The organism is Alteromonas sp. G4i13 (genome assembly GCF_054960505.1).
In genome coordinates this window covers 36,340-59,958 of the sequence record NZ_JBHNYX010000031.1, presented here as the reverse complement: position 1 = coordinate 59,958, position 23,619 = coordinate 36,340, and the positions used below count along the sequence as shown (strand labels likewise).

The following is a 23,619-nucleotide window of genomic DNA, read 5'->3' as shown; positions in this document are numbered from 1 at the left end:
GCCGCTTTTCAGCGGCTTTTAAAATGCATTATGCGATTGAGGCGTCTACCCTTTCGCGAAGCTCTTTACCAGGCTTAAAGTGCGGTACATATTTACCGTCAAGTTTCACTGTCTCACCCGTTTTTGGGTTTCTACCTACGCGTGGAGCGCGGTAGTGAAGAGAGAAACTGCCAAAACCTCTAATTTCAATACGCTCACCCTTTTGAAGAGTTTGTGCCATTTGCTCTAGAAGTTCTTTTATCGCTAGTTCGAGTTCCTTCGCCGGAATATGACGCGCTTGATCCGCGAGCCGTTCAATTAATTCAGACTTGGTCATGCTTAACCTCATTGTCAATATTATTGTTTAAACAGCTATCGCGAATTGGGTGTGCATCTGCACACCCACAAAAGCATTATTCGCCTTTAGCAGCTTTAAATGCTTCTGCCATCGCGTTAGCGAAACCAACATCTTCTTGCTGGTTAACTTTATCGATAGCTTCTTTTTCGTCAGCCTGATCTTTCGCTTTAACAGATAGGTTAACAGTGCGGTTCTTACGGTCAACGCCCATGAACTTCGCTTCGATGCTATCACCAACGCTTGCTACTTCTGTTGCGTCTTCAACACGCTCTACAGCAAGATCTGCAACGCGGATGTAGCCGTCAACTTCTTCAGCTAGGTTTACAGTAACGCCTTTCGCATCAACTGCTGTTACTGTACCAGTAACGATAGCACCTTTCTTGTTATCTGTCAGATACTTGTTGAAAGGATCTTCTTCGATTTGCTTAACGCCAAGAGAGATACGCTCACGCTCTGGGTCGACTTGAAGTACAACTGCAGAGATTTCGTCGCCTTTCTTGTAGTCGCGAACCGCGTCTTCACCAGACTTGTTCCAGCTGATGTCAGAAAGGTGAACTAGACCGTCGATGCCGCCGTCAAGACCGATGAAGATACCGAAGTCAGTGATTGACTTGATCTTACCAGACACTTTGTCACCTTTTTCGTGTGACTCAGCAAATGTTTCCCAAGGGTTAGCAATGCACTGCTTAAGACCTAGAGAAATACGACGACGCTCTTCGTCAATTTCAAGAACCATTACATCTACAGTGTCACCTAGGTTAACAACTTTAGATGGGTGGATGTTCTTGTTAGTCCAATCCATTTCAGAAACGTGTACAAGACCTTCAACGCCGTCTTCGATTTCAACGAAGCAGCCGTAGTCAGTAAGGTTAGTAACCTGACCGTTGATCTTAGTACCTTCTGGGTAACGAGAAGCAATTTCTTGCCATGGATCGTTGCCCATTTGCTTCATGCCAAGAGAAACACGCTGCTTCTCTTTGTCGAACTTAAGTACTTTAACGTTGATTTCGTCACCAACATTCACGATTTCACTTGGGTGCTTAACGCGCTTCCAAGCCATATCAGTGATGTGTAGAAGACCGTCTACGCCACCAAGGTCAACGAACGCACCGTAATCGGTAAGGTTCTTAACGATACCCTTGATTTCATGACCTTCTTCAAGGTTAGCAAGAAGCGTTTCGCGCTCTGCGCTGCTTTCTGCTTCGATAACTGCACGACGAGAAACAACAACGTTGTTACGCTTAGCGTCAAGCTTGATAACTTTAAATTCAAGCTCTTTGCCTTCAAGGTGCGTAGTGTCACGTACTGGACGTACGTCAACAAGAGAACCAGGAAGGAACGCGCGTACACTGTTAACTTCAACAGTGAAACCGCCTTTAACTTTACCGTTGATAACGCCTTTGATAGTAGCTTTATCTTCGTAAGCTTTTTCCAGCTCAACCCACGCTTCGTGACGCTTCGCTTTTTCGCGAGAAAGGATAGTTTCACCGAAACCATCTTCAACTGCATCTAGTGCTACGTCTACTTGGTCACCGATAGCGATTTCTAGTTCGCCTTCAGCGTTTTTGAATTGGTCAGCTGGGATAGCACTTTCTGATTTCAAGCCTGCATCAACAAGAACGATGTCTTTGTCGATAGAAACAACAGTACCTTTTACAATTGAACCAGGACGTGTTTCTAGTTCTTGTAAGCTTTCTTCAAAAAGTTGTGCAAAATTTTCAGTCATAAGTCTCAAATAACTTTTAAGTTGATATCCACGCTTCTTATCCGGATAACGCGGGGTTATTAAAATTAGTCGCCACTTCCTGTAGCAACACTGCTTTGGATGCGATCAGCTCTCGTCATTAAAGGCGTGAGGAAATAATATCCATCGCTTTTTCAAAGACTTGGTCAATATCCAAGTCCGTTGAATCTATAATTACTGCATCTTGTGCCGGTACCAAAGGAGCCACTGCACGCTGTGTATCGCGCTCGTCTCTTGCCTTGATATCGGTTAAAAGGCGCGCAATATTAACATCCATGCCCTTTGCTTTCAACTGGCTATAGCGGCGTTCTGCACGGGCTTCTGCGCTTGCTGTAAGGAAAATCTTTACAGGCGCTTCGGGAAATACCACTGTACCCATGTCGCGACCGTCGGCAACAAGACCAGGATCTTGTTGGAAAGCACGCTGTCTGCGAAGTAGTGCTTCGCGAACCCGGGGTAATGCTGCAACTTTTGATGCCACAGCGCCAACTTCTTCAGTGCGAATATCGTCAGTAACGTCTTCGCCTTCTAAGATAATGCGAGTGGTATCGCCATTCGTCTCGAAACTAACATCAAGACCGGTTGCTAGAGGAACAACACATTCTTCATCATCACACGGAAGGTCGTGGTGAAGTGCAGCAACTGCTAATACGCGGTAAATTGCACCGCTATCTAGAAAGTGCCACCCTAATTTTTTTGCCAGCAAGCTACTTAACGTACCTTTGCCTGCACCACTAGGACCGTCAACCGTGACTACGGGTGTGGAATGCATACCTGCTCCATCGTTTAAATTACTAAAAATCGAGCGCAATTATACGCTTTAGTGAGAGATAAGCAATGCCGCCTCTTAGTGACGGCATTGTACATTAGGATAAATCTGATTCAGATCAACGAAGCAACTAAAGAGTTAACCTACGTAGCCCTTCATTAACCTGTGACTTATTTATACAAGGCTTTTACGCGCTATATAAAGTTTTAAAGCGGGTAAAATAGTCGGGGAAGGTTTTACGTGTACAACCCGGGTCGTTAATTGTTACCGGGGTATCGCTTAATGCAACTAGAGAAAAGCACATTGCAATACGGTGGTCGTTATACGTGTCTATCTCAGCATGTTTTAGCGAGTCAGTCGGCCATACTTTAATATAGTCATACCCTTCTTCCACTTTCGCGCCCAACTTTTGAAGCTCGGTGGCCATAGCCGCAAGACGGTCTGTTTCCTTAACACGCCAGTTATAAATATTAGTCATGGTAGTTGGACCTTCAGCAAACAATGCCGTAGTCGCGATGGTCATGGCCGCATCTGGAATATGGTTCATATCCATGTTCACGCCTTTAAGCGGCGCACCCGTTATTTCAACATACTCATCGTTCCAAACCACCGTTGCACCCATGGCCTCAAGCACATCAGCAAAACGAATGTCACCTTGAATGCTGTTTTGGCCAATTCCGGTTACGCGTACCGTTCCACCTTTAATGGCACCGGCTGCAAGGAAGTAAGATGCTGACGATGCATCGCCTTCAACCATAAATTTACCCGGCGCAATGTACATGGCGTCACCAGAAACCGTAAATGTTTGGTAGTTGTCGTTTTCAACAGTAACGCCAAACTTTTCCATGGTATCTAGCGTGATATCAATATAAGGCTTAGAGACCAACTCACCTTTTATACGAATAGTCACATCACCTGAAAATAATGGTGCAGCCATTAAAAGCGCAGTCAAGAATTGGCTAGATACACTGCCGTCCACCGACATTTCACCGCCGTTTAAAGTCTTACCTTTAATTTGTAGCGGTGGGTAACCTTCATTTTTAAGGTAAGTTACTTCAGCATCGGCTTCGCGTAGCGCATCGACTAAGTCGCCAATTGGACGCTCTTCCATGCGCGGTTCACCGGTAAGTACCGTATCAACGTTACTTGCAGCAAGTGCAGCGCACAAAGGACGCATTGCTGTACCCGCATTACCCAAGAAAAGCTCAAGTGGCTCTGCTACGTTGAATGCGCCTCCGTTACCTTGTACAACGCATTGCGTTTTGTCTTCGCTCAAGCGATAGTTAATGCCTAACTTAGTAAGTGCATTGAGCATATGCTCAATATCTTCGCTATCAAGCAAGTTAGTTAATTCAGTTTCACCTTCAGCTAACGCGGCTAGCAGTAGTGCGCGGTTAGACAGACTTTTTGAGCCAGGTACATTGACCTCTCCCGATACTTTTGCAATCGGGTCTAATGTTAACTGCTCCATTTTATCCATTCACTCTTTCAAATTCGCGCATAAATTCAACTAGCGCAACAATGCCCTCTACTGGCATTGCATTATAAATACTGGCACGCATGCCCCCTACTGAACGATGCCCTTTAAGAGCAAGTAACCCTGCTTCTTGTGACTGTTTAAGGAACAATCCGTCAAGTTCAGCATTGGCTAAATGAAACGGCACGTTCATTTTTGAACGGTTGTCAGGGTGAACTTTACTTGAATAGAAGTCAGAGCTGTCGATAGCTGAATACAATAACGCCGCTTTTTCAGCATTGCGTTTAGCCATAGCGTCAACGCCGCCCATATCTTTAAGCCATTCAAATACAAGCCCCGCTAAGTACCAAGAGAACGTTGGCGGTGTGTTGTACATAGAGTCAGACTTTGCCGCTAATGCATAATCGAAGATAGACGGCGTTTCTTTACGTGCTTTGCCAACCAGGTCTTCGCGAACAATAACAACTGATAAGCCGCTTGGGCCGATATTCTTTTGTGCCCCAGCGTATATAACGCCATGCTTTGCTACATCTAACGGCTGTGACAATATAGTCGAAGACATATCAGAAACCAGCGGAACCTTGCCCGACTCTGGTAGCCAATCAAAAGCGATTCCGTCAACGGTTTCATTTGGACAGAAATGGTAATACGCGGCAGATTGATCAATATCGCTCAACTGAGGCTGCGCAACGTAGTGACAGCCGTCTTTTTCAGACACTTCACCCACCACTTTGGCGTGGTTGTATTTGTTTGCTTCGTCAACGGCACCTTTAGACCAAGAACCGCTGACTAAGTGAAGACTGGTATCGTTAGCGTTTGATAAGTTGAGCGGTACAGCGGCAAATTGCCCACGCCCACCACCGTGCGTGAACAGCACATGATAGTTGGAAGGAATGGACAATAAATCTCGCAAATCTTGCTCAGCTTTTGCCGCTATTTCAATGAAGTCTTTACCACGATGGCTTACTTCCATTACAGAGCAGCCTAAATCGCGCCAATTTGTAAATTCTGATTGTGCTTTTTCCATAACTTCTTTTGGAAGCATGGCCGGGCCAGCACTAAAATTAAAAACCTCTTTCATCGCGTTTTTCAACACCTGTAGATAATTACCGTTTAACTCGCTTTGTTTTGAACGTTTTGCGGGTTTATTAGGTAAACAAGCGGCTTAAGCCGCTTGTTTGAAAGAACACTGATAATGCGCAAGTATGAATACCTGCGCCCTATCCCTACTCTTCTGTCGTTGAGCCGTCACCGTCTTCTGCGGTGTTCTCTTGCTCTTGAACAGCAGTTTCTGCTTGTTCTGGCGCATCGTCTGAAATGATTAGGTTACCGTCTTCGTCGAATTCTTGTAACTCTTCCACTTCTTCAATGCGTTGTAACCCTACAACGTGCTCACCTTCTACGGTGCGTATTAAGCGAACGCCTTGTGTGTTACGGCCTACTACTGACACTTCGCCTACACGGGTACGAACCAGTGTGCCTTGGTCACTAATAAGCATAATTTCATTGGTTTCGTCTACTTGAACCGCGCCAACCACTTTACCATTACGCTCAGACACCTTAATTGATACAACACCTTGTGTCGCACGGCTCTTCGCAGGGTAATCTTCAAGCGGAGTACGCTTACCGAAACCATTCTCTGTTGCTGTCAGGATTGGGCCGTCGCCTTTAGGAACAATAAGTGATACCACTTTTTGACCATCTTGCAGACGAATACCGCGAACACCTGTGGCTGTTCTTCCCATAGGACGAAGTGCCAGAAGCTCTTCCCCCGTCTCTGGGTCACGCTTAACTTCACCGGTTTCGCTGTCGCGAAGCTTCTCGTTGAAGCGAACCACTTTACCTGCATCAGAGAACAACATTATGTCGTCATCACCGTGAGTGATATCAACACCAATCAGCTCATCACCTTCGTTCAGGTTAACGGCGATAATACCGCTTGAACGTGGGCGAGAATATAGGCTCAGGTCAGTCTTTTTAACCGTACCGTTTGCCGTCGCCATCAGTACAAACTTGCCTTCTTCAAACTCTTTAATAGGAAGAATAGCAGTAATACGTTCGTTCTCTTCAAGCGGTAGGATGTTAACAATTGGGCGTCCGCGCGCGTTACGGCTAGCAAACGGCAACTGATATACTTTCAACCAGTACAAGCGACCACGGGTTGAGAAGCAAAGTATGTGATCGTGGGTATTAGCTACCAATAATCTTTCGATGAAATCTTCCTCTTTCATCTTGGTTGCTGATTTACCACGGCCACCACGACGCTGTGCTTCGTAGTCTGTAAGTTTTTGATATTTCACATAACCTTCGCGAGAAAGCGTTACTACAACATCTTCTTGCTCTATAAGATCTTCAATATCAATATCGTGACTTGCTGCCGTAATTTCAGTACGACGCTCATCACCAAATTCATCACGTACTTTTTCAAGTTCTTCTTGAATCACTTCCATCAGACGCTCTGGGCTGTTTAGGATGTGAAGAAGTTCTGCGATGATCTCTAGAAGTTGCTTATACTCTTCTAGAATTTTCTCGTGCTCAAGACCTGTTAGCTTGTGTAAGCGAAGGTCAAGAATAGCTTGCGCTTGCTGTTCTGTCAGGTAGTACTTGCCGTCGCGAATACCAAATTCTGGCATTAGCCAATCAGGGCGTGCAGCGTCATCGCCTGCGCGCTCAAGCATTTGCGCTACATCACCTAAGTCCCAACCTTGTGCTACAAGCGATTTCTTGGCGTCTGCTGGGCTTTGTGACGCTTTAATCAACTCGATAATTGGGTCGATATTCGCAAGCGCGATTGCCAAACCTTCAAGAATGTGAGCGCGGTCACGGGCTTTACGTAATTCAAAAACAGTACGACGTGTTACTACTTCGCGGCGGTGAAGAATAAAGCATTCTAGCGTTTCTTTAAGGTTGAATACCTTAGGCTGACCGTTATCAAGCGCAACCATGTTAATACCGAATACCGTTTGAAGCTGGGTATTCGCATATAAATGATTAAGTAGGACTTCGGCAGATTCGTTGCGTTTAACTTCGATAACAATGCGCATACCGTCTTTATCAGACTCGTCTCGCAATGCAGAAACGCCTTCGATGCGCTTTTCTTTTACCAGTTCAGCAATCTTTTCAATAAGACGCGCTTTGTTAACCTGGTAAGGGATCTCGTTAACAACAATGGTTTCTTTACCGTTGCTGTCAGTTTCAATTTCCGCCTTAGCACGAAGATAAATTTTACCGCGACCTGTGCGATACGCATCTTCAATTCCCTTGCGTCCGCTGATCATCGCAGCCGTTGGGAAATCTGGACCTGGGATGTGTGTCATCAAGTCGTCGATGGTAATAGACGGGTCTTGGATTAATGCTACGCAGCCGTTGATTACTTCGGTGAGGTTATGTGGCGGAATATTCGTCGCCATACCAACCGCAATACCCGATGAGCCGTTAACAAGAAGGTTAGGCACCTTCGTTGGTAATACTTCAGGAATATGCTCTGTACCATCGTAGTTAGGTACGAAATCTACGGTCTCTTTATCTAAATCGGCAAGTAACTCGTGCGCAATTTTAGCCATGCGAACTTCGGTATAACGCATCGCAGCAGCAGAGTCGCCGTCTACCGATCCGAAGTTACCTTGACCGTCTACTAGCATATAGCGAAGTGAGAACGGTTGGGCCATACGAACAATAGTGTCGTAAACTGCAGAGTCACCGTGAGGGTGATATTTACCAATTACGTCACCTACCACACGGGCAGATTTTTTGTATGGCTTGTTAAAGTCGTTTTTCAGTTCGTTCATTGCGAACAGCACACGACGGTGCACTGGCTTCAAGCCATCTCTTACGTCAGGCAAGGCTCGCCCGACAATAACGCTCATCGCGTAATCAAGGTAAGAGTTCTTTAACTCTTCCTCAATATTAACGGGGAGGATTTCTTTAGCGTTATCAGACATAAACTGCTTAATCCCTTTATCTTGGTTTGTTCTGCGTTATCCAGCACTTCGCTTCACATCATTGTGAAAACAAGGCGTGGGAGCGCACTGTTATTATTATGTGGGTCATAATCGTGCTTCGAGTGTACCACTTGATGACAGAATTATGTAGCGCTTAATTACGCTTATTAATCAACTAAAAGGCAAGCGATTATTTTTCGTTCGACCCTTCTTATAATTTGTCTATTTCTGTTTAAAAACAGTGAAACACAACCGTAATTTACGATATCTTAAAAAGAGATAGATTAAGGATTGTTTTACTCATGACGAACGTCGATCAACAAGAAATCAATAAGTTCTCTGAACTCGCTTCACGCTGGTGGGATCCAGAAGGCGAATTTAAGCCATTGCACCTTATTAACCCACTTCGCTTAGACTTCATTAATCAACACAGTGAAGGCCTGTTTGACAAAAAAGTCGTCGATATTGGCTGTGGTGGCGGTATTTTAGCAGAATCTATGGCGCGTGCAGGCGCGACGGTAACAGGTTTAGATATGGCAGAAGCCTCGTTAGAAGTAGCGAAGCTGCACGGTTTAGAATCAGGTGTAAAAGTTGACTACGTATGTTCAACTGCCGAAGCATTCGCAGAAGCAAATGCAGGACAGTTCGACGTGGTAACCTGTATGGAAATGTTAGAGCATGTACCCGACCCTGCTTCTGTTGTACTGGCCTGTGCTAAGTTGGTTAAGCCTGGTGGCCATGTTTTCTTTTCTACGCTTAACCGAAACCTAAAGTCGTATCTGATGGGGATCGTAGGAGCGGAATATATCCTTAAACTGGTTCCAAAAGGCACCCACGATCACAGTAAGTTCATCAAACCATCTGAACTTATGGCGATGACCGATCATGCTGGTTTGCTGCCTCGAGATATGACAGGTCTACACATGGACCCAATTTCTCAAGGCTTTTATCTCTCTGCGAATAATGTCGACGTTAACTACTTACTATATACAGTAGCGCAAAATTAATTTAACACTATATATTGGGTTGCGGCGATATTTTAAACACCATATATCGTGTTTATATAAAAACTATTTTCTAAGAATAAATTAATTTTTATGTCGAAGAAATAATTAAAAATGCTTGCAATCCAGATATTTTACGCTTGTAGAACGCTAAAAAGTTAGTTGTTACTAACATAAATTTCATGCCAGATTGAGTGCTTGAAATACCACCAGATATTGGGTTGCATTAAGACTAAAACCTCACTATCTTGTGTTTAATTCAGCACGTGATCCCAATGCAGATTTTCTGGGATCGCACAGATCGCTAACGAGATTATGGTAATGCCATATGAAGTGTGTGACATCAACCTCGCTGAAAATATAAATGCAGTGAAAAAATTAAATGAGCAGTCTCTACTTTGTACTTTCAGTATTGGTTTAGGCCGCTTTCGTGTATGTTGTTATCTGGCGTGAGCCAATGGTGATAATGTCACTCACACTCAATAAATTAAAAATGAAAATGGGCATTACATAGCCCACGCATCAAGCGCTAACAGACAAACGGCCAGTAACATGAACAACAACTTATTAGTCACCAAACGCAACGGTGAAAAAGAGTCCATCGACTTAGAGAAAATCCACAAAGTCGTGACATGGGCAGCCAAAGGACTTAAAAACGTTTCAGTTTCACAAGTTGAAATCAAGGCACAAATTCAGTTTTATGACGGTATCAATACTAGCGAGATCCATGAAACCCTGATCAAATCAGCGGCAGATCTTATTTCTACCGATGCGCCAGATTATCAATACCTGGCTGCGCGCTTGGCCATTTTCCACCTTCGCAAAAAAGCCTATGGTCAATTTGAGCCGCCTGCCCTACTTGAGCATGTGGGTAAGATGGTTGATATGGGCAAATACGATAAGCACTTGCTCGAAGACTACACGCCTGAAGAATTTGCTGAAATGGACTCGTATATCGACCATTGGCGAGACATGAATTTCAGCTACGCTGCAGTTAAACAGCTTGAAGGTAAGTATCTGGTTCAAAACCGTGTTACTGGTGAAATTTACGAAAGTGCACAGTTCCTTTATATCTTAGTGGCTGCATGCCTTTTCGCAAATTACGATAAAGCGACGCGTATGGACTACATCCGCCGCTTCTATGATGCCGCTTCAACATTCAAGCTGTCATTGCCTACACCTATCATGGCTGGCGTACGTACGCCTACTCGCCAGTTTAGCTCATGTGTACTTATCGAAACCGGCGATAGCTTAGACTCAATCAATGCAACGGCAAGTGCCATTGTTAAATACGTAAGCCAGCGCGCTGGTATCGGTGTAAATGCAGGCCGTATACGCGCACTAGGTAGCCCTATTCGCGGCGGTGAAGCATTCCATACGGGTTGTATTCCGTTCTACAAATACTTCCAAACAGCCGTTAAAAGCTGTTCACAAGGTGGTGTTCGTGGTGGCGCTGCTACGCTGTTCTACCCTATCTGGCATATGGAAGTTGAATCACTGTTAGTGCTTAAGAACAACCGTGGTGTTGAAGAAAACCGTGTACGTCACCTAGATTACGGCGTTCAGTTCAACAAACTAATGTACCAGCGCATGATGAAAGACGGCTATATCTCTCTATTTAGCCCGTCTGACGTTCCAGGTCTTTACGATGCCTTCTTCGCTGACCAAGAGAAGTTTGAAGAGCTATACGTTAAATACGAAAACGACGACAGCATCCGTAAGAAGCAAATTAAAGCGATGGAGCTATTCAGCTTGTTCATGCAAGAGCGTGCAAGCACAGGTCGTATTTACCTACAAAACGTTGACCACTGTAATACGCACAGCCCGTTTAACCCAGAAGTCGCGCCAGTTCGTCAGAGCAACCTGTGCCTTGAAATTGCGCTACCTACTAAGCCGCTTCAGCACGTTAATGATGAGAATGGTGAAATTGCACTATGTACGCTTTCAGCGTTTAACTTAGGTGCGATTAAGTCACTGGACGAGTTTGAAGAGCTGTCTGACCTTGCAGTACGTGCGCTAGATAACCTGCTTGACTACCAGGACTACCCAGTTCCTGCTGCATATAACGCAACGATGGGACGTCGTACGCTGGGTGTTGGTGTTATCAACTTTGCATACTACCTTGCTAAAAATGGCGTTAAATATTCTGATCACAGCGCGAACGGTCTAGTTCACCGCACGTTCGAAGCAATGCAGTATTACCTATTAAAAGCGTCGAACAATCTTGCTAAAGAAAAAGGTGCGTGTCCTAAGTTTAACGAAACCACCTATTCTCAAGGCATCATGCCAATTGATAGCTACAAGAAAGATCTTGATAGCGTATGTAATGAACCACTTCATTACGACTGGGATGCACTTCGTGAAGAAATCAAAACTCACGGTTTGCGTAACTCTACGCTGTCAGCATTAATGCCGTCAGAGACGTCTTCTCAGATTTCAAACGCGACAAACGGCATTGAGCCACCGCGTGGTTTTATCAGCATTAAGTCGAGCAAAGATGGTGTTCTTAAGCAAGTTGTACCTGAGTACGAAACGCTAAGAGACCAATACGAGCTACTTTGGGATATTCCTTCAAACGATGGTTACCTACAACTTGTTGGTATCATGCAGAAGTTTATCGACCAAACTATTTCAGCGAATACCAACTACGATCCAAGCCGTTACGAAGGTAACAAGGTACCAATGAAGCTTCTTCTTAAGGACCTTCTTACTACGTATAAACTGGGTGTTAAAACACTTTACTATCATAACACTCGCGACGGCGCGTCAGACACATCTGCTCTCGATGCTAAAGCGAGCGAGCCTATGCCACGTCAAGAAGAAGTGGTTGTAGAGGAAGATGATGATTGTGCAGGTGGTGCGTGTAAGATTTAGAACACGCCCCCTGTTTAAATGGCAAATGCATAAAAGGAGTTAACTGCATTTGCCATTAACGTTTCGCAGCAAGAACACAAACAATAATACGCGTTAATCATTAAGTTTTTAGTTAGGCCATCATGAAATACACTACGTTTAATCAGCAAAGTACTAATCCATTGATCGAGCCGATGTTTTTCGGTAACCCCGTAAACGTTGCACGCTACGACCAGCAAAAGCATGCCATATTCGAAAAGCTTATTGAGAAGCAAATTAGCTTTTTTTGGCGCCCTGAAGAAGTTGACGTTTCTCGCGACCGTGTTGATTTCCAAAAATTGACCGACCCAGAAAAGCACATCTTTATTTCAAACCTTAAGTACCAAACCCTGTTAGATTCGGTGCAAGGCCGTAGCCCGAACATCGCGTTCTTGCCTATTATTTCATTACCAGAGTTAGAAACTTGGGTTGAAACATGGTCTTTCTTCGAGACTATTCACTCACGTTCGTATACTCATATTTTGAGAAACTTGTTCTCAGACCCAAGCGAAATATTCGAAGATATCGTAGTGAATGACGAAATTAAGCGACGTGCTGCTGATATTTCTAAATATTACGATGATCTCATTTTCGCCACTCAGCTTTGGCAGACACAGGGTGAAGGCGTACATACAGTGAATGGTGTTGCACACACTATCAACATGTATGAGCTTAAGAAGAAGCTTTACCTATGCATGAACTCGGTGAACGCACTGGAAGCAATCCGTTTCTACGTGTCTTTTGCCTGCACATTCGCTTTCGCTGAGCGGAAGCTGATGGAAGGTAATTCTAAGATTATTCGTTTGATTGCCCGTGACGAGAATCTGCACTTATCTTCAACACAGCATATCCTTAATTTGTGGGCTAAGGGTAAAGATGACCCTGAAATGGCGCAAATTGCAGAAGAGTGTAAAGAAGAAGCGCGCGCTATCTTCATGAACGCTGTTGAGCAAGAAAAGCAGTGGGCTGACTACTTGTTCCAAAACGGCTCAATGATTGGTTTGAATAAAGAAATTCTTTGCCAGTACGTTGAGTACATTGCGAATCAACGTATGTCTGCTATTGGTCTAGACACCCCGTTCGAGATAAGCAGTAATCCACTTCCATGGATGAATAACTATTTGAATTCAGACAACGTGCAAGTGGCACCTCAAGAGTCTGAAATCAGCTCTTATCTTGTTGGTCAAATCGACTCTGCCGTGAGCGAAGACGACTTTGCTGATTTTGAGCTGTAAAACTACAGCTTAATGAGCAGCAACGATAAATCACTCCGCATCGACGTTGTCGATGTGGGGGCGATTATTTCCCCTTCTGATTCCACTATCTTAAACGCCCTTGAAGCAGCGGACGTTCATATTCACTACCATTGTCGTGAAGGCTTTTGTGGTGCATGCCGCACAAAGCTAATTGAAGGCGAAGTTGAGTACACCACAGATCCCCTCGCCTTCATTGACGACGATGAAATTCTTCCTTGTTGTTGCGTGGCTAAATGCCCGCTAAAAATAAAAGTACCGCTGTAAAATCTTCATTCATCGTTCTCACTATCACTCTCACAGTGTTTCTGCGCGTTAGAGTAATCCACTTCAATAGTTTTACGTAGCAACTTAACACTAATCAAACGTAAGGATAATGTTATGAGTGAAGTTTCTGGAAAAGTTGTCATCATTACAGGTGCAAGTAGCGGGCTTGGAGAAGCAACGGCGAAAATGCTTGCGGATAAAGGTGCTAAATTAGTGTTGGGCGCCCGCCGTGAAGACCGTCTTAAAAAACTTGTAGATGAAATTGAATCTTCAGGTGGCCAAGCTACTTATCAAACGGTAGATGTCACGAAAAAGGATGAAGTCAAGGCGCTTGCGAAAGCGGCCATAGATGCCTATGGGCGTATTGACGTGCTCGTCAACAATGCTGGTCTTATGCCACTCGCTCCGCTTGACGAGATGAAAGTTGACGAGTGGGATCAGATGATAGATGTAAACATAAAAGGCGTTATGTATGGAGTAGCAGCTGTATTAGGACAAATGCGAGAGCAAAAAAGCGGGCATATTATCAATCTTTCCTCTGTGGCAGGTCATGTTGTGTTCCCTGGAGCAACGGTTTATTGCGCAACTAAATTCGCTGTTAAAGCAATAAGTGAAGGCATTCGCAGGGAGTCAAATGGTGAAATTCGCTCTACCAACATCTCACCTGGTGCAGTGGCGACAGAACTTACTGACCACATTTCTCACAAAGACTCAAAGCAAATGGCAGATGATATGTATGACGATGCTATCGATGCAGATGCTATTGCACGTGCAGTAACGTTTGCCATAGAGCAGCCTGGCGACGTAGACATAAACGAAATGATCATCAGACCTACCCGTCAGGAACTCTAATACAGCTCGTTTCTAACGTAATGGTATTGATTGGCCATCTAATGATTAAGCCTGCAAATGCAGGCTTAATTTATTTCTGAATTTAAAGTACTTTTTCGATGGCATACAATTCTTCATCAATGACCTGTAAGCGAGATGCAACAACGGCTCTCGCGTCGTTTACGCCTTTATTATAAAACGATGCGCCCATTTCTTTACTAATGAAGTCCAGAAGAAATTCTCCGTCAAATTGACCAAGTTCCACGCTTAATTCATCATCAAAATATCGTTGCAGTTTAGAGACTAGCGCGTCTTTTTCCTCACGGGTAAATGCAATATCACTCATTGTCATCCTTCATTTGTCACTTATAAAATGTCACGTTCTTTGTGTTAGACTCAACTATCGTTTTTCTTGCTCGTTAGCAATTATAAACGTTTTAACGTTAACACGCCGCACGCCTAATTTTAGATTTTTTTAGCATGTAGACTCGGCCTGGTATGATTTTCGTATACACCTTGTAGGCTTCTCTATTTTTAATTGCTGATTGTCTAAAAACAGTTATTTTAATGCAGAGTCTACGTGCCCTTTTGTTCAAAGCACTAGCGCAATAGTTTGCGTAGATAATTACATCAAAATGGGGCATCGCTTTCACGTAATTTGCGAGGTTAACAATGAAAGTTCTACCTATTATCGGAATAACAACCGTACTAGCAGCAAATAGTTTACCTGCTTGCGCCAACCCTAACCCTCATAAAGATAAATCACTCCCTCCGGGTATAGAGAAGAAGTATGAACGAACAGGTGAATTACCGCCGGGTTGGGAAAAAAAGCTAGCCGTTGGAAATCGTTTAGATCGTGATATTTACAGCCATGCCCGCATCATTGTGCCTTTGGGAGAAGACGGGTTAGTAACAGTTCGCATTGAAAACAAAGTGGTACGCCTTATTCAAGCCACAAGGGAAATTGTAGAGATTTTAGATTAAGCCTGCTCATATCTGAAAGAGAGCTTCTGATATGGAGCTCTTAGCTCACTTTTACTTATGGCTTACTATCAACATTTGAAAATTGACTTGCCCTCACTCGACAGTAGTATCTGGAATCAACCATAGTTTTTTAGTTGGGTAGCCATCATGTTATCCCTGCAACACATCACGCAGGATATACTAGAGCCAGTTATTCTTTGTTGTACATCAAGACTCAACAATCCCCAACTTAATGACTTGTTTAACACTTCTATAATAATGGCGGCGTTTCATTTTCTATGATGAAAGTACAAACGCCCCCAATTGCAATAAAGAAATCAGGAACAAAAAATGGCAGCTAACGCACTGTTTAAACCTTACTCAAAGGGCAACTTATCGTTAACCAACCGAATTGTTATGGCCCCCATGACTCGTCAATTTTCGCCTAACGGCGTACCTACCAACGATGTAGCTGGTTACTATAAACGCCGAGCTCAAGGTGGCACAGGTTTGATTATCACCGAGGGCACTACAGTAAACGATAAAGTAGCTACGATGGATGCAAATATCCCTCAATTCCATGGCGATGAAGCGCTAGCCGGTTGGAAAAATGTGGTAGATGAAGTTCACAGTGTCGGTGGGAAAATTATGCCTCAACTATGGCACGTGGGTATGGCGAGGGTAGCGGAAAAAGCGCCTTATCCTGAACTTCCAAGTGCAGGGCCTTCAGGTTTATTCAAACCAGGAAAACAGGGCGCTGAACCTATGACCGTTGAACACATTGAATCCGTGATTACTGCCTTTGCACAAGCAGCAGCAGATGCCAAAACTATTGGTATGGATGGAATTGAGATTCACGGTGCTCATGGTTATCTAATCGACCAGTTCTTCTGGGAAGGCACAAACCAGCGAACTGACAGTTGGGGCGGTAACATGGAAAATCGTGGACGATTTGCGGTTGAAATAATTAAAGCCATACGTGATGCAACCGGTCCCGATTTTCCGATCGTACTGCGCTATTCGCAGTGGAAACAACAAGATTACACCGCTCGTTTAGCGCACACGCCCCAAGAACTAGAACAGTTTCTTCTGCCGCTAAGTGAAGCTGGAGTAGATGTTTTTCATTGTTCTCAGCGCCGCTATTGGGAAAACGAATTTGAAGGCAGTGATTTAAACCTTGCAGGCTGGACGAAAAAATTAACTGGCAAGCCCACCATAACGGTAGGGTCAGTTGGGCTCAATGACGACTTCTTCGGCGCATTCAAAGGGCAAGATTCCAGCACTCGCTCAGTCGATGATTTACTTGAACGTTTAGACGCTGGCGAATTTGATCTGGTTGCTGTAGGAAGAGCGCTACTACAAGATCCGAACTGGGCAAACAAAATAAAAGAAAACCGCACCAACGAACTAGAGCAATACTCTGGTAAAGCGTTAGCAACGCTGTCTTAAGCCCTATTAAATTAAGCACTAGCGCGGCAAAGTTGCGCTAGTGCCTCTCCCAAAAGGACTCAAAGTCTGATTTGCTGAGCGGTTTTGCAATGAAATAACCCTGCGCATAATCACAGCCCATGCTTTTTAGAATATCGTATTGTTCTTGTGTCTCGACACCTTCCGCTACTACCTTTATTCCGAGTTTATTCGCCATCACAATAATGGCTTCGCACAGCACCTTATCATTGCTAACGTCAGTCATCGACTTCACAAAGCTCCTGTCAATCTTGATAAAGTCTGTAGGAAAGCGCTTTAAATAAGAAATAGAGCTGTAACCTGTACCAAAATCATCCAACGCGATATCAACGCCTGCTTGCCTAAACTGGAAAAGCTTCTTGGACACCATCTCATTGGCTTCCATTAATAAGTTTTCCGTGACTTCAAGAAGTATAGAACGCGCAGAGATCTTCTGGTCTAAAAGCAGGTTTAACCATTGGGTTATATTAGATTCTAAATTGAAGTAGTGGCTAGGTGAAGTATTAATACTCACCTGCAGCTCTTGACGGTTTTGGGCTTTCCATTGTTTGATATTGGCACAGACTTCATTAAATACCCAATTACTGATATCAATGATGAGTCCAGATTCTTCAGCAAGTGGAATAAATTCATCAGGTGTAATTCTCCCCTTCGTGGGATGCTGCCATCGAAGTAACGCTTCAGCTTTCATCACTTTCTGGCTACTGAAACATGCAATTGGCTGGTACTCAATAAACAGTTCTCTGTTCTTAACTGCATAACGCAAATCATTCAACAAGGTCATTCTCTTGATTGCTGCAGTTTGCATGTCGTGGGTATAATACTGATAGTTGTTTTTACCGAGATCTTTAGCACCGTACATCGCTTGGTCGGCATTCTTTAACAGGCCTTTGACATCTTTTGCGTCGTCCGGGTATAAGGTGACACCTAGGCTCGCGCTCGTATGCACACGTTCCAGCTCTAAACTATAAGGTTTTACGATCTCGCCAAGTAGCTTTTGTACGACCAGTTCTATAGAACTTAGGCCTTTAATGCCGTTTAGGATAATGACAAATTCGTCACCGCCTAATCGGGAAACGGTGTCATCTGAACGCAAACACTGCTTTATTCTTCTGGCGCACTCAATTAAAAGCTTATCACCTATATCGTGACCAAGCGTGTCATTAATATCTTTGAAATTATCAAGGTCCAAGAATATCACCGCTACCTTATCGCTCTCTCTATCGGCAGCCTTAATGGCTAACTGTAAGTGATCCAACATAAGGTTTCGGTTAGGAAGTCCTGTCAAAGAATCAAAGTTGGCTTGCTTCCATATAAGTTGATTCGCCAGCTCTCTTTCAATAGCGATGCTAGCGATATGCGCGAACTGTTCGATTAAGCGCATTTCGTCCGCTGTCGGTACTGCTCTTTCTCTATGATAAATTGCAAAAGTACCAATAGCGTCACCATTAGCTCCTTGTATTGGCTGTGACCAACAAGAGCATACACCAGCGCGCAATGCTAAATCTTTCCAATCGGTCCAAAACGGGTGCGTACTGATATCTTCAACAATGGTCGGTAAGTTCGTCGCGGCTGTATTTCCACATGATCCCCTGCCTACACCAAACTCAACGCCATCGATAGCGTCGTTATAAAAGTCGGGTAAAGAAGGCGCAGCACCCTTTTTCAGCTTGCCATCTTCTAATAGCAGGATACTGCAAATTTGATCTGTGTATTCGGCCTCTATAGCATTCACAATGTCGTGGAGCACGGTATGCAATGACTCTGCATTTACCACTTTCTCTAAAATAGCGCTCCTCACACGGGTGATTTTTTGTGTTTGAGCTAGCTTAAATTGGTACTCTTCCAACTGAGTTGAGAGATCATTGAATTCTTGTCGCTGTAGTTCCGACTCTACAAGCTTTGCAAGCTGCTCTAATTGCTGTATTTGAACGCAATTGAATATTTTTGGATTATTATCCGACACACATAGCGTTCCCACCGCAAACCCCTCTATCATCAGCCTAACACCCGCGTAAAAACGAATGTGAGGATGACCAACCACAAAAGGATTGCTTTTGAAGCGAGGGTCCTCTTGAGTATCTGGAACGACTAAGGTTTTGTCCTGCGCTATAGCATGGGCACAAAAGGCGACATCCCTTTCTGTTTCAGTCATATCGAGATTAATAGCCGACTTAAACCACTGCCTACTGTCATCGACAAATGTGACCGATGCGAATCTACAATCAAAAATGCTACTTGCTAGTCGAGTAATACGGTCAAAGCGCTCTTCTGGTGGGGTATCGAGCACTCTCAGTTTGTTGAGTGCGGCTAGCCTCTCATGTTCATTTACAATAGTCGGGGGTGTGCGCACAACTCACTCCTAAATCCAACACGGTCGAATTGCGCACATTGTGCAACACGCTTTCAATAGCGTGGTTAAGCCAGTTGGACATTATTTCTGCCGCTCTCTTTGGCTTTATATAATGCGTCATCGGCTTCCGATAGTGCTGACTCAATAGTGTCATGATGTTCTTTTACATAAGATACACCCGCACTAACAGTGATATCAATAAACTTCCCGTTCACATCTAGAGGGTTTTTACTTATTCGATCTCTTAACTTTTCAGCTAACTTGAAGGCGCCTGCGCGGTCGGTATCAGGCAATAAAAGTACGAATTCCTCGCCGCCAATGCGCGCTACGCAATCTGCATTACGCGAAGACATTTTTAAAATTTTTGCTACGTGTTTAATCGCTTTATCACCCATGTCGTGGCCGTGAGTGTCGTTGATACGTTTAAAAAAATCGATATCGATCATCACCACTGACAGCGATCGCTTGTAGCGGTGACTAGCCGCTATTGCTTGTTGGGAAACAATCTGAAATGCCCGTCGATTTAGTAAACCAGATAGGTAATCAAAATTAGCGTCTCGCTGGAGCTTAGTGGCAAAACGACTTACCTTTGCCACCATTGGACGAAATATGAAAAACGCCTCGACTAATATGGTGAGAATAATGATGCCCAACACTACGTTTTGTGCATTTCTAAGGTCGTTTACTTTTTCCAAACTCTCTTTTTCATATTGCCCAACAATGTTGTGTAACGGTGTTAGCAGGTCGCTTTCTGCGAGTTGTAAAAACATCAAACTTCCGTTAGAAAACTGGACAGCGCCAACATTACCATTTTCTGAAAGTGCGGCCCTTATCTCGCCTTCAAATAACTTTATTTTCTTATCTACATCAGAGGGAGGCATAAAATAGAGGTTATACAGTTCTTCAGAAAGTGGGCTGGGTTGACCTTTTGATAATGCTTCAAAATGTGGTGCTAGCAGAAACTGATGGTTTTGCTTCATTTTCTCAATCGCAGCTATAGAGAGTCTTTTTGATTTTTGAGCGCCAGTTTGCAAGTAATCGACCGCAAACATACTGGCTCTTTGCGAAAGCATGCGTTGCTGACCACTTACGTTAACAATTTTGCCAGTATTGTTCTGCTCTGAAATGACTTCATCTAACATGAAGTGAACAACCAGAGACAGTACCGCAATCACTGAAAGCGAAATAACATAAGTTAGCGTTAACAATCTGCCTGGATTTCTTATCGTTATTGGATCTTCTGTGTTCATTACTGCATTCCCATTATTTGGTGATCTACTACGTTAGCACTGTTGGAAAATTCAAATATTGCTCTTTAGTCTAGAAATATGCGTTAACGCTCCCCCATTAAACTCTATAGAACTATTTCGCCACGGCGGAAAATAACGCTTTTGCTGTTTTAAACGTAGCGTATAAAACGCTATTTTTTTATAACCAAGTAGATGCCACCCAACGTAGCTATTGAAGCAACCAGGATCTGCATTGTGAGTGGCTCACCAAGCGCTATCCAGCCCATCAGCGATGCTATGACAGGCACACTCAGTTGCACTGTCGCGGCGGTGGTCGATTTGATAAGGGGAAGCGCGCTGTACCAAATAGCGTATCCGCAACCCGATGCAAACACCCCTGATGCAAGCGCGTAATAAACACCCTCGCTATCTAAGACAAAATTATCTGCGCCCACGAAGCAAACCACACCAACCAAAGGAACACAGAAAAACGCGGCATAGACGAAATTACCCGATGTAGATAAAAGGGCTGAGCTACTTTTTTTACCCAAAAGAGAATAGACGCCCCAAGCCATACCCGCCAAAACCATAACTGCGCCTGCTAAAAGAGGCGGTGCTGCCGCGCTAGGCAACAGTAAGATAACAAGGCCTAAAAGTGCCAACACAAACCCCAACCACTGCCATTTTTTAAATCGCTCGCCATTGAACAACCCTACGGAAATCATAGTGAGTTGCACGGCCCCAAATAATAAAAGTGCCCCCGTTCCCGTGGACATAGAAATATAGGCATATGAAAAGCAGATAGCGTAAACGAACAACGAAATGCCACCGAGTACGCTGGCGTTGGTTTTTAGGCCATGAAAAAGGCCTTGAGAAGGCACGCTCTCACTTTTGCGACGTTGGAAATAAGAAGACAAAAGTAACAACGCTATCGCCCCGCTCGCTAAGCGTAAGATAGTAAAACTAGCTGGATCTATATCGGTGTTAGCAAGAGCCATGCGGCAAAGTAGCGAATTAGCAGCAAATGCAATCATGGCAATAGCGACCAATACAAAGGTTTTCAACAAACCGAATCTCCCTAGTTTTAAACGCAAAAATGCTCAGCAGTACACTAACTTATCCCGTAATGCATCGAAAAGTAAATGCTTAAACGCAAGAGACAATATTTTACAACGACGTAGACAGGTCAAACTGACTAAAACGAAAAAGAGGACCGAAAGGTCCTCTTTAAATTAGTTATTACTTGATGAGAGTTTTAAAGCGATAAGCCTAAGCGCTCAGCCACTTCAATATAGGTCTCGACAACAGAGCCCAAACCTTGTCTAAAGCGGTCTTTGTCCATCTTTTTACGGGTTTCTTTATCCCACAAGCGACAGCCATCTGGTGTAAACTCATCACCTAGTACGATATTGCCATCTTTGTCGACACCAAACTCTAGTTTATAGTCTACAAGCAACATACCCGCGTCATCAAAGAGTGCTTTCAAAACACTGTTAACCTTGAAGGTCAATGCTTTCATTTCAGCAATTTGCGCTTCGGTTGCCCAACCAAATGATAAAATATGGTAGTCATTTACCATTGGGTCGTGAAGTGCATCATTCTTTAAGAAAAACTCGAAAATAGGTGGGTTAAGCTCTTTGCCCTCTTCCACACCCAGTCTGCGAACTAAAGAGCCAGCAGACAAGTTTCTCACCACACACTCAACAGGGATCATGTCGAGCTTCTTAACCAAAGACTCAGTGTCAGAAACCAGCGCCTCAACTTGCGTTGCAATGCCTGCTTCTTCAAGCTTTGTCATAATAAAGTGATTAAACTTGTTGTTTACTTCACCTTTGCGTTCTAGCTGTTCAATCTTCTCACCATCAAACGCCGAAGTGTCGTTTCTAAAGTGAAGAATAAGTTTATCGCTATCATCAGTGTAATAAACAGTTTTTGCTTTACCGCGGTAAAGCTCGTCGCGTTTTTCCATTCTCAGTCTCAGTTATATATCAAGGTTATCTTCTGACATGACCTCAGCAAATGCACTGTAAAGGTCGGAAACCTGATTTGCTTCAAACGGTACACTTTCATTATTCATGAAGGTAACTGACGTGCGATCTGCACCCGCTCTTGCAACTTTCAAACGATAGTCACCTTTCTTTAGCAACTCTTTATCGCTTGAGAATAAACCATCCCACCAACTACCTTGATCACCATTGTAAGTGACAAATAATAGGCCGTTTGATTTATCTAAATCTTTAACGTCAAAACCAAGCTTACGCAGTACTAACAGCATTCTTGGCCACGCTACATCATACTTAGCTTCTACGATATACGCCGCATCACCATCGGCATTAAAGCCCATCTCGGTATTGATACCCTGACGGATACGAGCAATTCTTCGTGTCTCTGCTAGCTGAATTTGGTACTCATAGTGACCAACAACTTGGTTCAACACCTCAACTTCTTCGCGACGTTCTTCCATTGAAGAGACTTCTGCAACCACGTCGTTGCCCAATGTTTGCATATAGTCCTTTAATTCAACAGTAAGCGCAGCACTACGGCCGTGAGGTTTAACGTCTAAGCTGAATTCAAAACGTCGACCGATTTCGCTTTCTTCATCTATAAAGCTATACCAAGGACCTTCGACTTCTCTAGTTATCACCATCCAGTCAGTAACCAGCACTTTCTCTTCTGGACTAAAGCTATCTACACCAATACCTTGTTCATCTAAGAAACTTAAAAGCGAGTTCCAAATTGCTTGGCTTAGCGGCTGACTATCGTCAACCTGGTCAAACCAAATGGTTGCTGAACTCTTACCTTCCTCAATGTGAGAACCCGTAACTAACGGTAAAACTAATGCTGGCGAGCGAACCATCAACGACTTGCCCACCAAATTTGAATCGGCCTCTTGACCTAACTCAGGTAATACAAAATCACGAGAAAAAGCAGGTGCATCTAAGTCAGAAGGTACTTTTAGCGATTCTTGTTCTTTAGTTTTTAAGTATTCGTAGCTGCCAGACGCGGTCTTTCTATCTATTTGGCTTGAACAACCTGCAAGTGCAACCATCGCTACTGAACTTGCTATAGCCAGCGTTCTTTTCATCTGTGTT

Annotated in this window: 19 protein-coding genes; 7 read left to right on the top strand and 12 right to left on the bottom strand. The window is 43.9% G+C overall.

The features are described from left to right. Positions 1-28 precede the first annotated feature (28 nt). From ihfB to gyrA, 6 genes are all read right to left on the bottom strand, one after another. A complete protein-coding gene (gene ihfB, locus ACFI6J_RS15115; protein WP_014949641.1) occupies positions 29-316 on the bottom strand; it encodes an integration host factor subunit beta in 288 nt (95 codons plus the stop codon). A 76-nt stretch (positions 317-392) separates the two neighbouring features. Continuing rightward, positions 393-2,063: a 30S ribosomal protein S1 gene (rpsA, locus tag ACFI6J_RS15110; RefSeq protein WP_014949642.1), complete on the bottom strand. Its 1,671-nt coding sequence runs from the start codon at positions 2,061-2,063 to the stop codon at positions 393-395. A gap of 118 nt (positions 2,064-2,181) precedes the next feature. Beyond that, positions 2,182-2,853, bottom strand: coding sequence for a (d)CMP kinase (gene cmk, locus ACFI6J_RS15105; RefSeq protein ID WP_014949643.1), 672 nt, complete (start codon positions 2,851-2,853; stop codon positions 2,182-2,184). A 184-nt stretch (positions 2,854-3,037) separates the two neighbouring features. Continuing rightward, the gene (aroA, locus tag ACFI6J_RS15100; RefSeq protein ID WP_462558424.1) at positions 3,038-4,321 is read right to left on the bottom strand and encodes a 3-phosphoshikimate 1-carboxyvinyltransferase; all 1,284 of its coding nucleotides are present in this window, start codon (positions 4,319-4,321) and stop codon (positions 3,038-3,040) included. 1 nt (position 4,322) lies between these two features. Then, positions 4,323-5,408 carry a 3-phosphoserine/phosphohydroxythreonine transaminase gene (serC, locus tag ACFI6J_RS15095; RefSeq protein ID WP_014949645.1) on the bottom strand — a complete coding sequence of 362 codons (1,086 nt, stop codon included), beginning with the start codon at positions 5,406-5,408 and terminating at the stop codon, positions 4,323-4,325. Positions 5,409-5,553: 145 nt separating this feature from the next. Then, positions 5,554-8,268 carry a DNA topoisomerase (ATP-hydrolyzing) subunit A gene (gene gyrA / locus ACFI6J_RS15090; protein WP_458724051.1) on the bottom strand — a complete coding sequence of 905 codons (2,715 nt, stop codon included), beginning with the start codon at positions 8,266-8,268 and terminating at the stop codon, positions 5,554-5,556. 302 nt (positions 8,269-8,570) lie between these two features. Between gyrA and ubiG the strand changes: the two genes are divergently transcribed. The 5 genes from ubiG (at position 8,571) to ACFI6J_RS15065 (ending at position 14,536) form a co-directional block, all read left to right on the top strand. Continuing rightward, positions 8,571-9,275, top strand: a complete 705-nt coding sequence (ubiG, locus tag ACFI6J_RS15085; protein ID WP_014949647.1) for a bifunctional 2-polyprenyl-6-hydroxyphenol methylase/3-demethylubiquinol 3-O-methyltransferase UbiG — start codon at positions 8,571-8,573, stop codon at positions 9,273-9,275. Positions 9,276-9,824: 549 nt separating this feature from the next. Beyond that, entirely contained in the window at positions 9,825-12,146 is a 2,322-nt protein-coding gene (gene nrdA / locus ACFI6J_RS15080; protein WP_014949648.1) for a class 1a ribonucleoside-diphosphate reductase subunit alpha, read from the top strand. 122 nt (positions 12,147-12,268) lie between these two features. Then, positions 12,269-13,399 carry a class Ia ribonucleoside-diphosphate reductase subunit beta gene (gene nrdB, locus ACFI6J_RS15075; protein ID WP_014949649.1) on the top strand — a complete coding sequence of 377 codons (1,131 nt, stop codon included), beginning with the start codon at positions 12,269-12,271 and terminating at the stop codon, positions 13,397-13,399. A gap of 12 nt (positions 13,400-13,411) precedes the next feature. Continuing rightward, on the top strand, positions 13,412-13,684 hold the full coding sequence (gene yfaE, locus ACFI6J_RS15070; RefSeq protein ID WP_014949650.1) for a class I ribonucleotide reductase maintenance protein YfaE: 273 nt from the start codon (positions 13,412-13,414) through the stop codon (positions 13,682-13,684). A gap of 114 nt (positions 13,685-13,798) precedes the next feature. After that, on the top strand, positions 13,799-14,536 hold the full coding sequence (locus ACFI6J_RS15065; protein WP_014949651.1) for an SDR family oxidoreductase: 738 nt from the start codon (positions 13,799-13,801) through the stop codon (positions 14,534-14,536). Between the two features lie 82 nt (positions 14,537-14,618). On the opposite strand, the gene ACFI6J_RS15060 is transcribed toward ACFI6J_RS15065, so the two are convergent. After that, a complete protein-coding gene (locus tag ACFI6J_RS15060) occupies positions 14,619-14,861 on the bottom strand; it encodes a DUF2164 domain-containing protein (RefSeq protein WP_014976673.1) in 243 nt (80 codons plus the stop codon). 326 nt (positions 14,862-15,187) lie between these two features. Here ACFI6J_RS15060 and ACFI6J_RS15055 point away from each other — a divergent pair, with 326 nt between their 5' ends. Then, positions 15,188-15,499, top strand: a complete 312-nt coding sequence (locus tag ACFI6J_RS15055; RefSeq protein ID WP_239219590.1) for a hypothetical protein — start codon at positions 15,188-15,190, stop codon at positions 15,497-15,499. A gap of 330 nt (positions 15,500-15,829) precedes the next feature. Beyond that, positions 15,830-16,927 carry an NADH:flavin oxidoreductase gene (locus ACFI6J_RS15050; protein WP_014949654.1) on the top strand — a complete coding sequence of 366 codons (1,098 nt, stop codon included), beginning with the start codon at positions 15,830-15,832 and terminating at the stop codon, positions 16,925-16,927. A 37-nt stretch (positions 16,928-16,964) separates the two neighbouring features. Here ACFI6J_RS15050 and ACFI6J_RS15045 read toward each other — a convergent pair whose 3' ends face one another. The 5 genes from ACFI6J_RS15045 to bamC form a co-directional block, all read right to left on the bottom strand. After that, complete coding sequence (locus ACFI6J_RS15045) at positions 16,965-19,298, bottom strand: sensor domain-containing phosphodiesterase (RefSeq protein WP_462586265.1); 2,334 nt, start codon at positions 19,296-19,298, stop codon at positions 16,965-16,967. A gap of 65 nt (positions 19,299-19,363) precedes the next feature. Further along, positions 19,364-20,548 carry a diguanylate cyclase gene (locus ACFI6J_RS15040; protein WP_462586264.1) on the bottom strand — a complete coding sequence of 395 codons (1,185 nt, stop codon included), beginning with the start codon at positions 20,546-20,548 and terminating at the stop codon, positions 19,364-19,366. 170 nt (positions 20,549-20,718) lie between these two features. Beyond that, positions 20,719-21,594, bottom strand: a complete 876-nt coding sequence (locus ACFI6J_RS15035; protein ID WP_462586263.1) for a DMT family transporter — start codon at positions 21,592-21,594, stop codon at positions 20,719-20,721. 188 nt (positions 21,595-21,782) lie between these two features. Then, complete coding sequence (gene purC, locus ACFI6J_RS15030; RefSeq protein WP_014949658.1) at positions 21,783-22,496, bottom strand: phosphoribosylaminoimidazolesuccinocarboxamide synthase; 714 nt, start codon at positions 22,494-22,496, stop codon at positions 21,783-21,785. A 12-nt stretch (positions 22,497-22,508) separates the two neighbouring features. After that, positions 22,509-23,612 (bottom strand): outer membrane protein assembly factor BamC, encoded by a 1,104-nt coding sequence (gene bamC / locus ACFI6J_RS15025; RefSeq protein WP_049588660.1) that lies wholly within the window; start codon positions 23,610-23,612, stop codon positions 22,509-22,511. Positions 23,613-23,619 lie beyond the last annotated feature (7 nt).

Coding starts and splice junctions, on each gene's coding strand:
- ihfB (WP_014949641.1), bottom strand. CDS start 316: ATGACCAAGTCTGAATTAATTGAACGGCTCGCGGATCAAGCGCGTCAT.
- rpsA (WP_014949642.1), bottom strand. CDS start 2,063: ATGACTGAAAATTTTGCACAACTTTTTGAAGAAAGCTTACAAGAACTA.
- cmk (WP_014949643.1), bottom strand. CDS start 2,853: ATGCATTCCACACCCGTAGTCACGGTTGACGGTCCTAGTGGTGCAGGC.
- aroA (WP_462558424.1), bottom strand. CDS start 4,321: ATGGAGCAGTTAACATTAGACCCGATTGCAAAAGTATCGGGAGAGGTC.
- serC (WP_014949645.1), bottom strand. CDS start 5,408: ATGAAAGAGGTTTTTAATTTTAGTGCTGGCCCGGCCATGCTTCCAAAA.
- gyrA (WP_458724051.1), bottom strand. CDS start 8,268: ATGTCTGATAACGCTAAAGAAATCCTCCCCGTTAATATTGAGGAAGAG.
- ubiG (WP_014949647.1), top strand. CDS start 8,571: ATGACGAACGTCGATCAACAAGAAATCAATAAGTTCTCTGAACTCGCT.
- nrdA (WP_014949648.1), top strand. CDS start 9,825: ATGAACAACAACTTATTAGTCACCAAACGCAACGGTGAAAAAGAGTCC.
- nrdB (WP_014949649.1), top strand. CDS start 12,269: ATGAAATACACTACGTTTAATCAGCAAAGTACTAATCCATTGATCGAG.
- yfaE (WP_014949650.1), top strand. CDS start 13,412: ATGAGCAGCAACGATAAATCACTCCGCATCGACGTTGTCGATGTGGGG.
- ACFI6J_RS15065 (WP_014949651.1), top strand. CDS start 13,799: ATGAGTGAAGTTTCTGGAAAAGTTGTCATCATTACAGGTGCAAGTAGC.
- ACFI6J_RS15060 (WP_014976673.1), bottom strand. CDS start 14,861: ATGAGTGATATTGCATTTACCCGTGAGGAAAAAGACGCGCTAGTCTCT.
- ACFI6J_RS15055 (WP_239219590.1), top strand. CDS start 15,188: ATGAAAGTTCTACCTATTATCGGAATAACAACCGTACTAGCAGCAAAT.
- ACFI6J_RS15050 (WP_014949654.1), top strand. CDS start 15,830: ATGGCAGCTAACGCACTGTTTAAACCTTACTCAAAGGGCAACTTATCG.
- ACFI6J_RS15040 (WP_462586264.1), bottom strand. CDS start 20,548: ATGAACACAGAAGATCCAATAACGATAAGAAATCCAGGCAGATTGTTA.
- purC (WP_014949658.1), bottom strand. CDS start 22,496: ATGGAAAAACGCGACGAGCTTTACCGCGGTAAAGCAAAAACTGTTTAT.
- bamC (WP_049588660.1), bottom strand. CDS start 23,612: ATGAAAAGAACGCTGGCTATAGCAAGTTCAGTAGCGATGGTTGCACTT.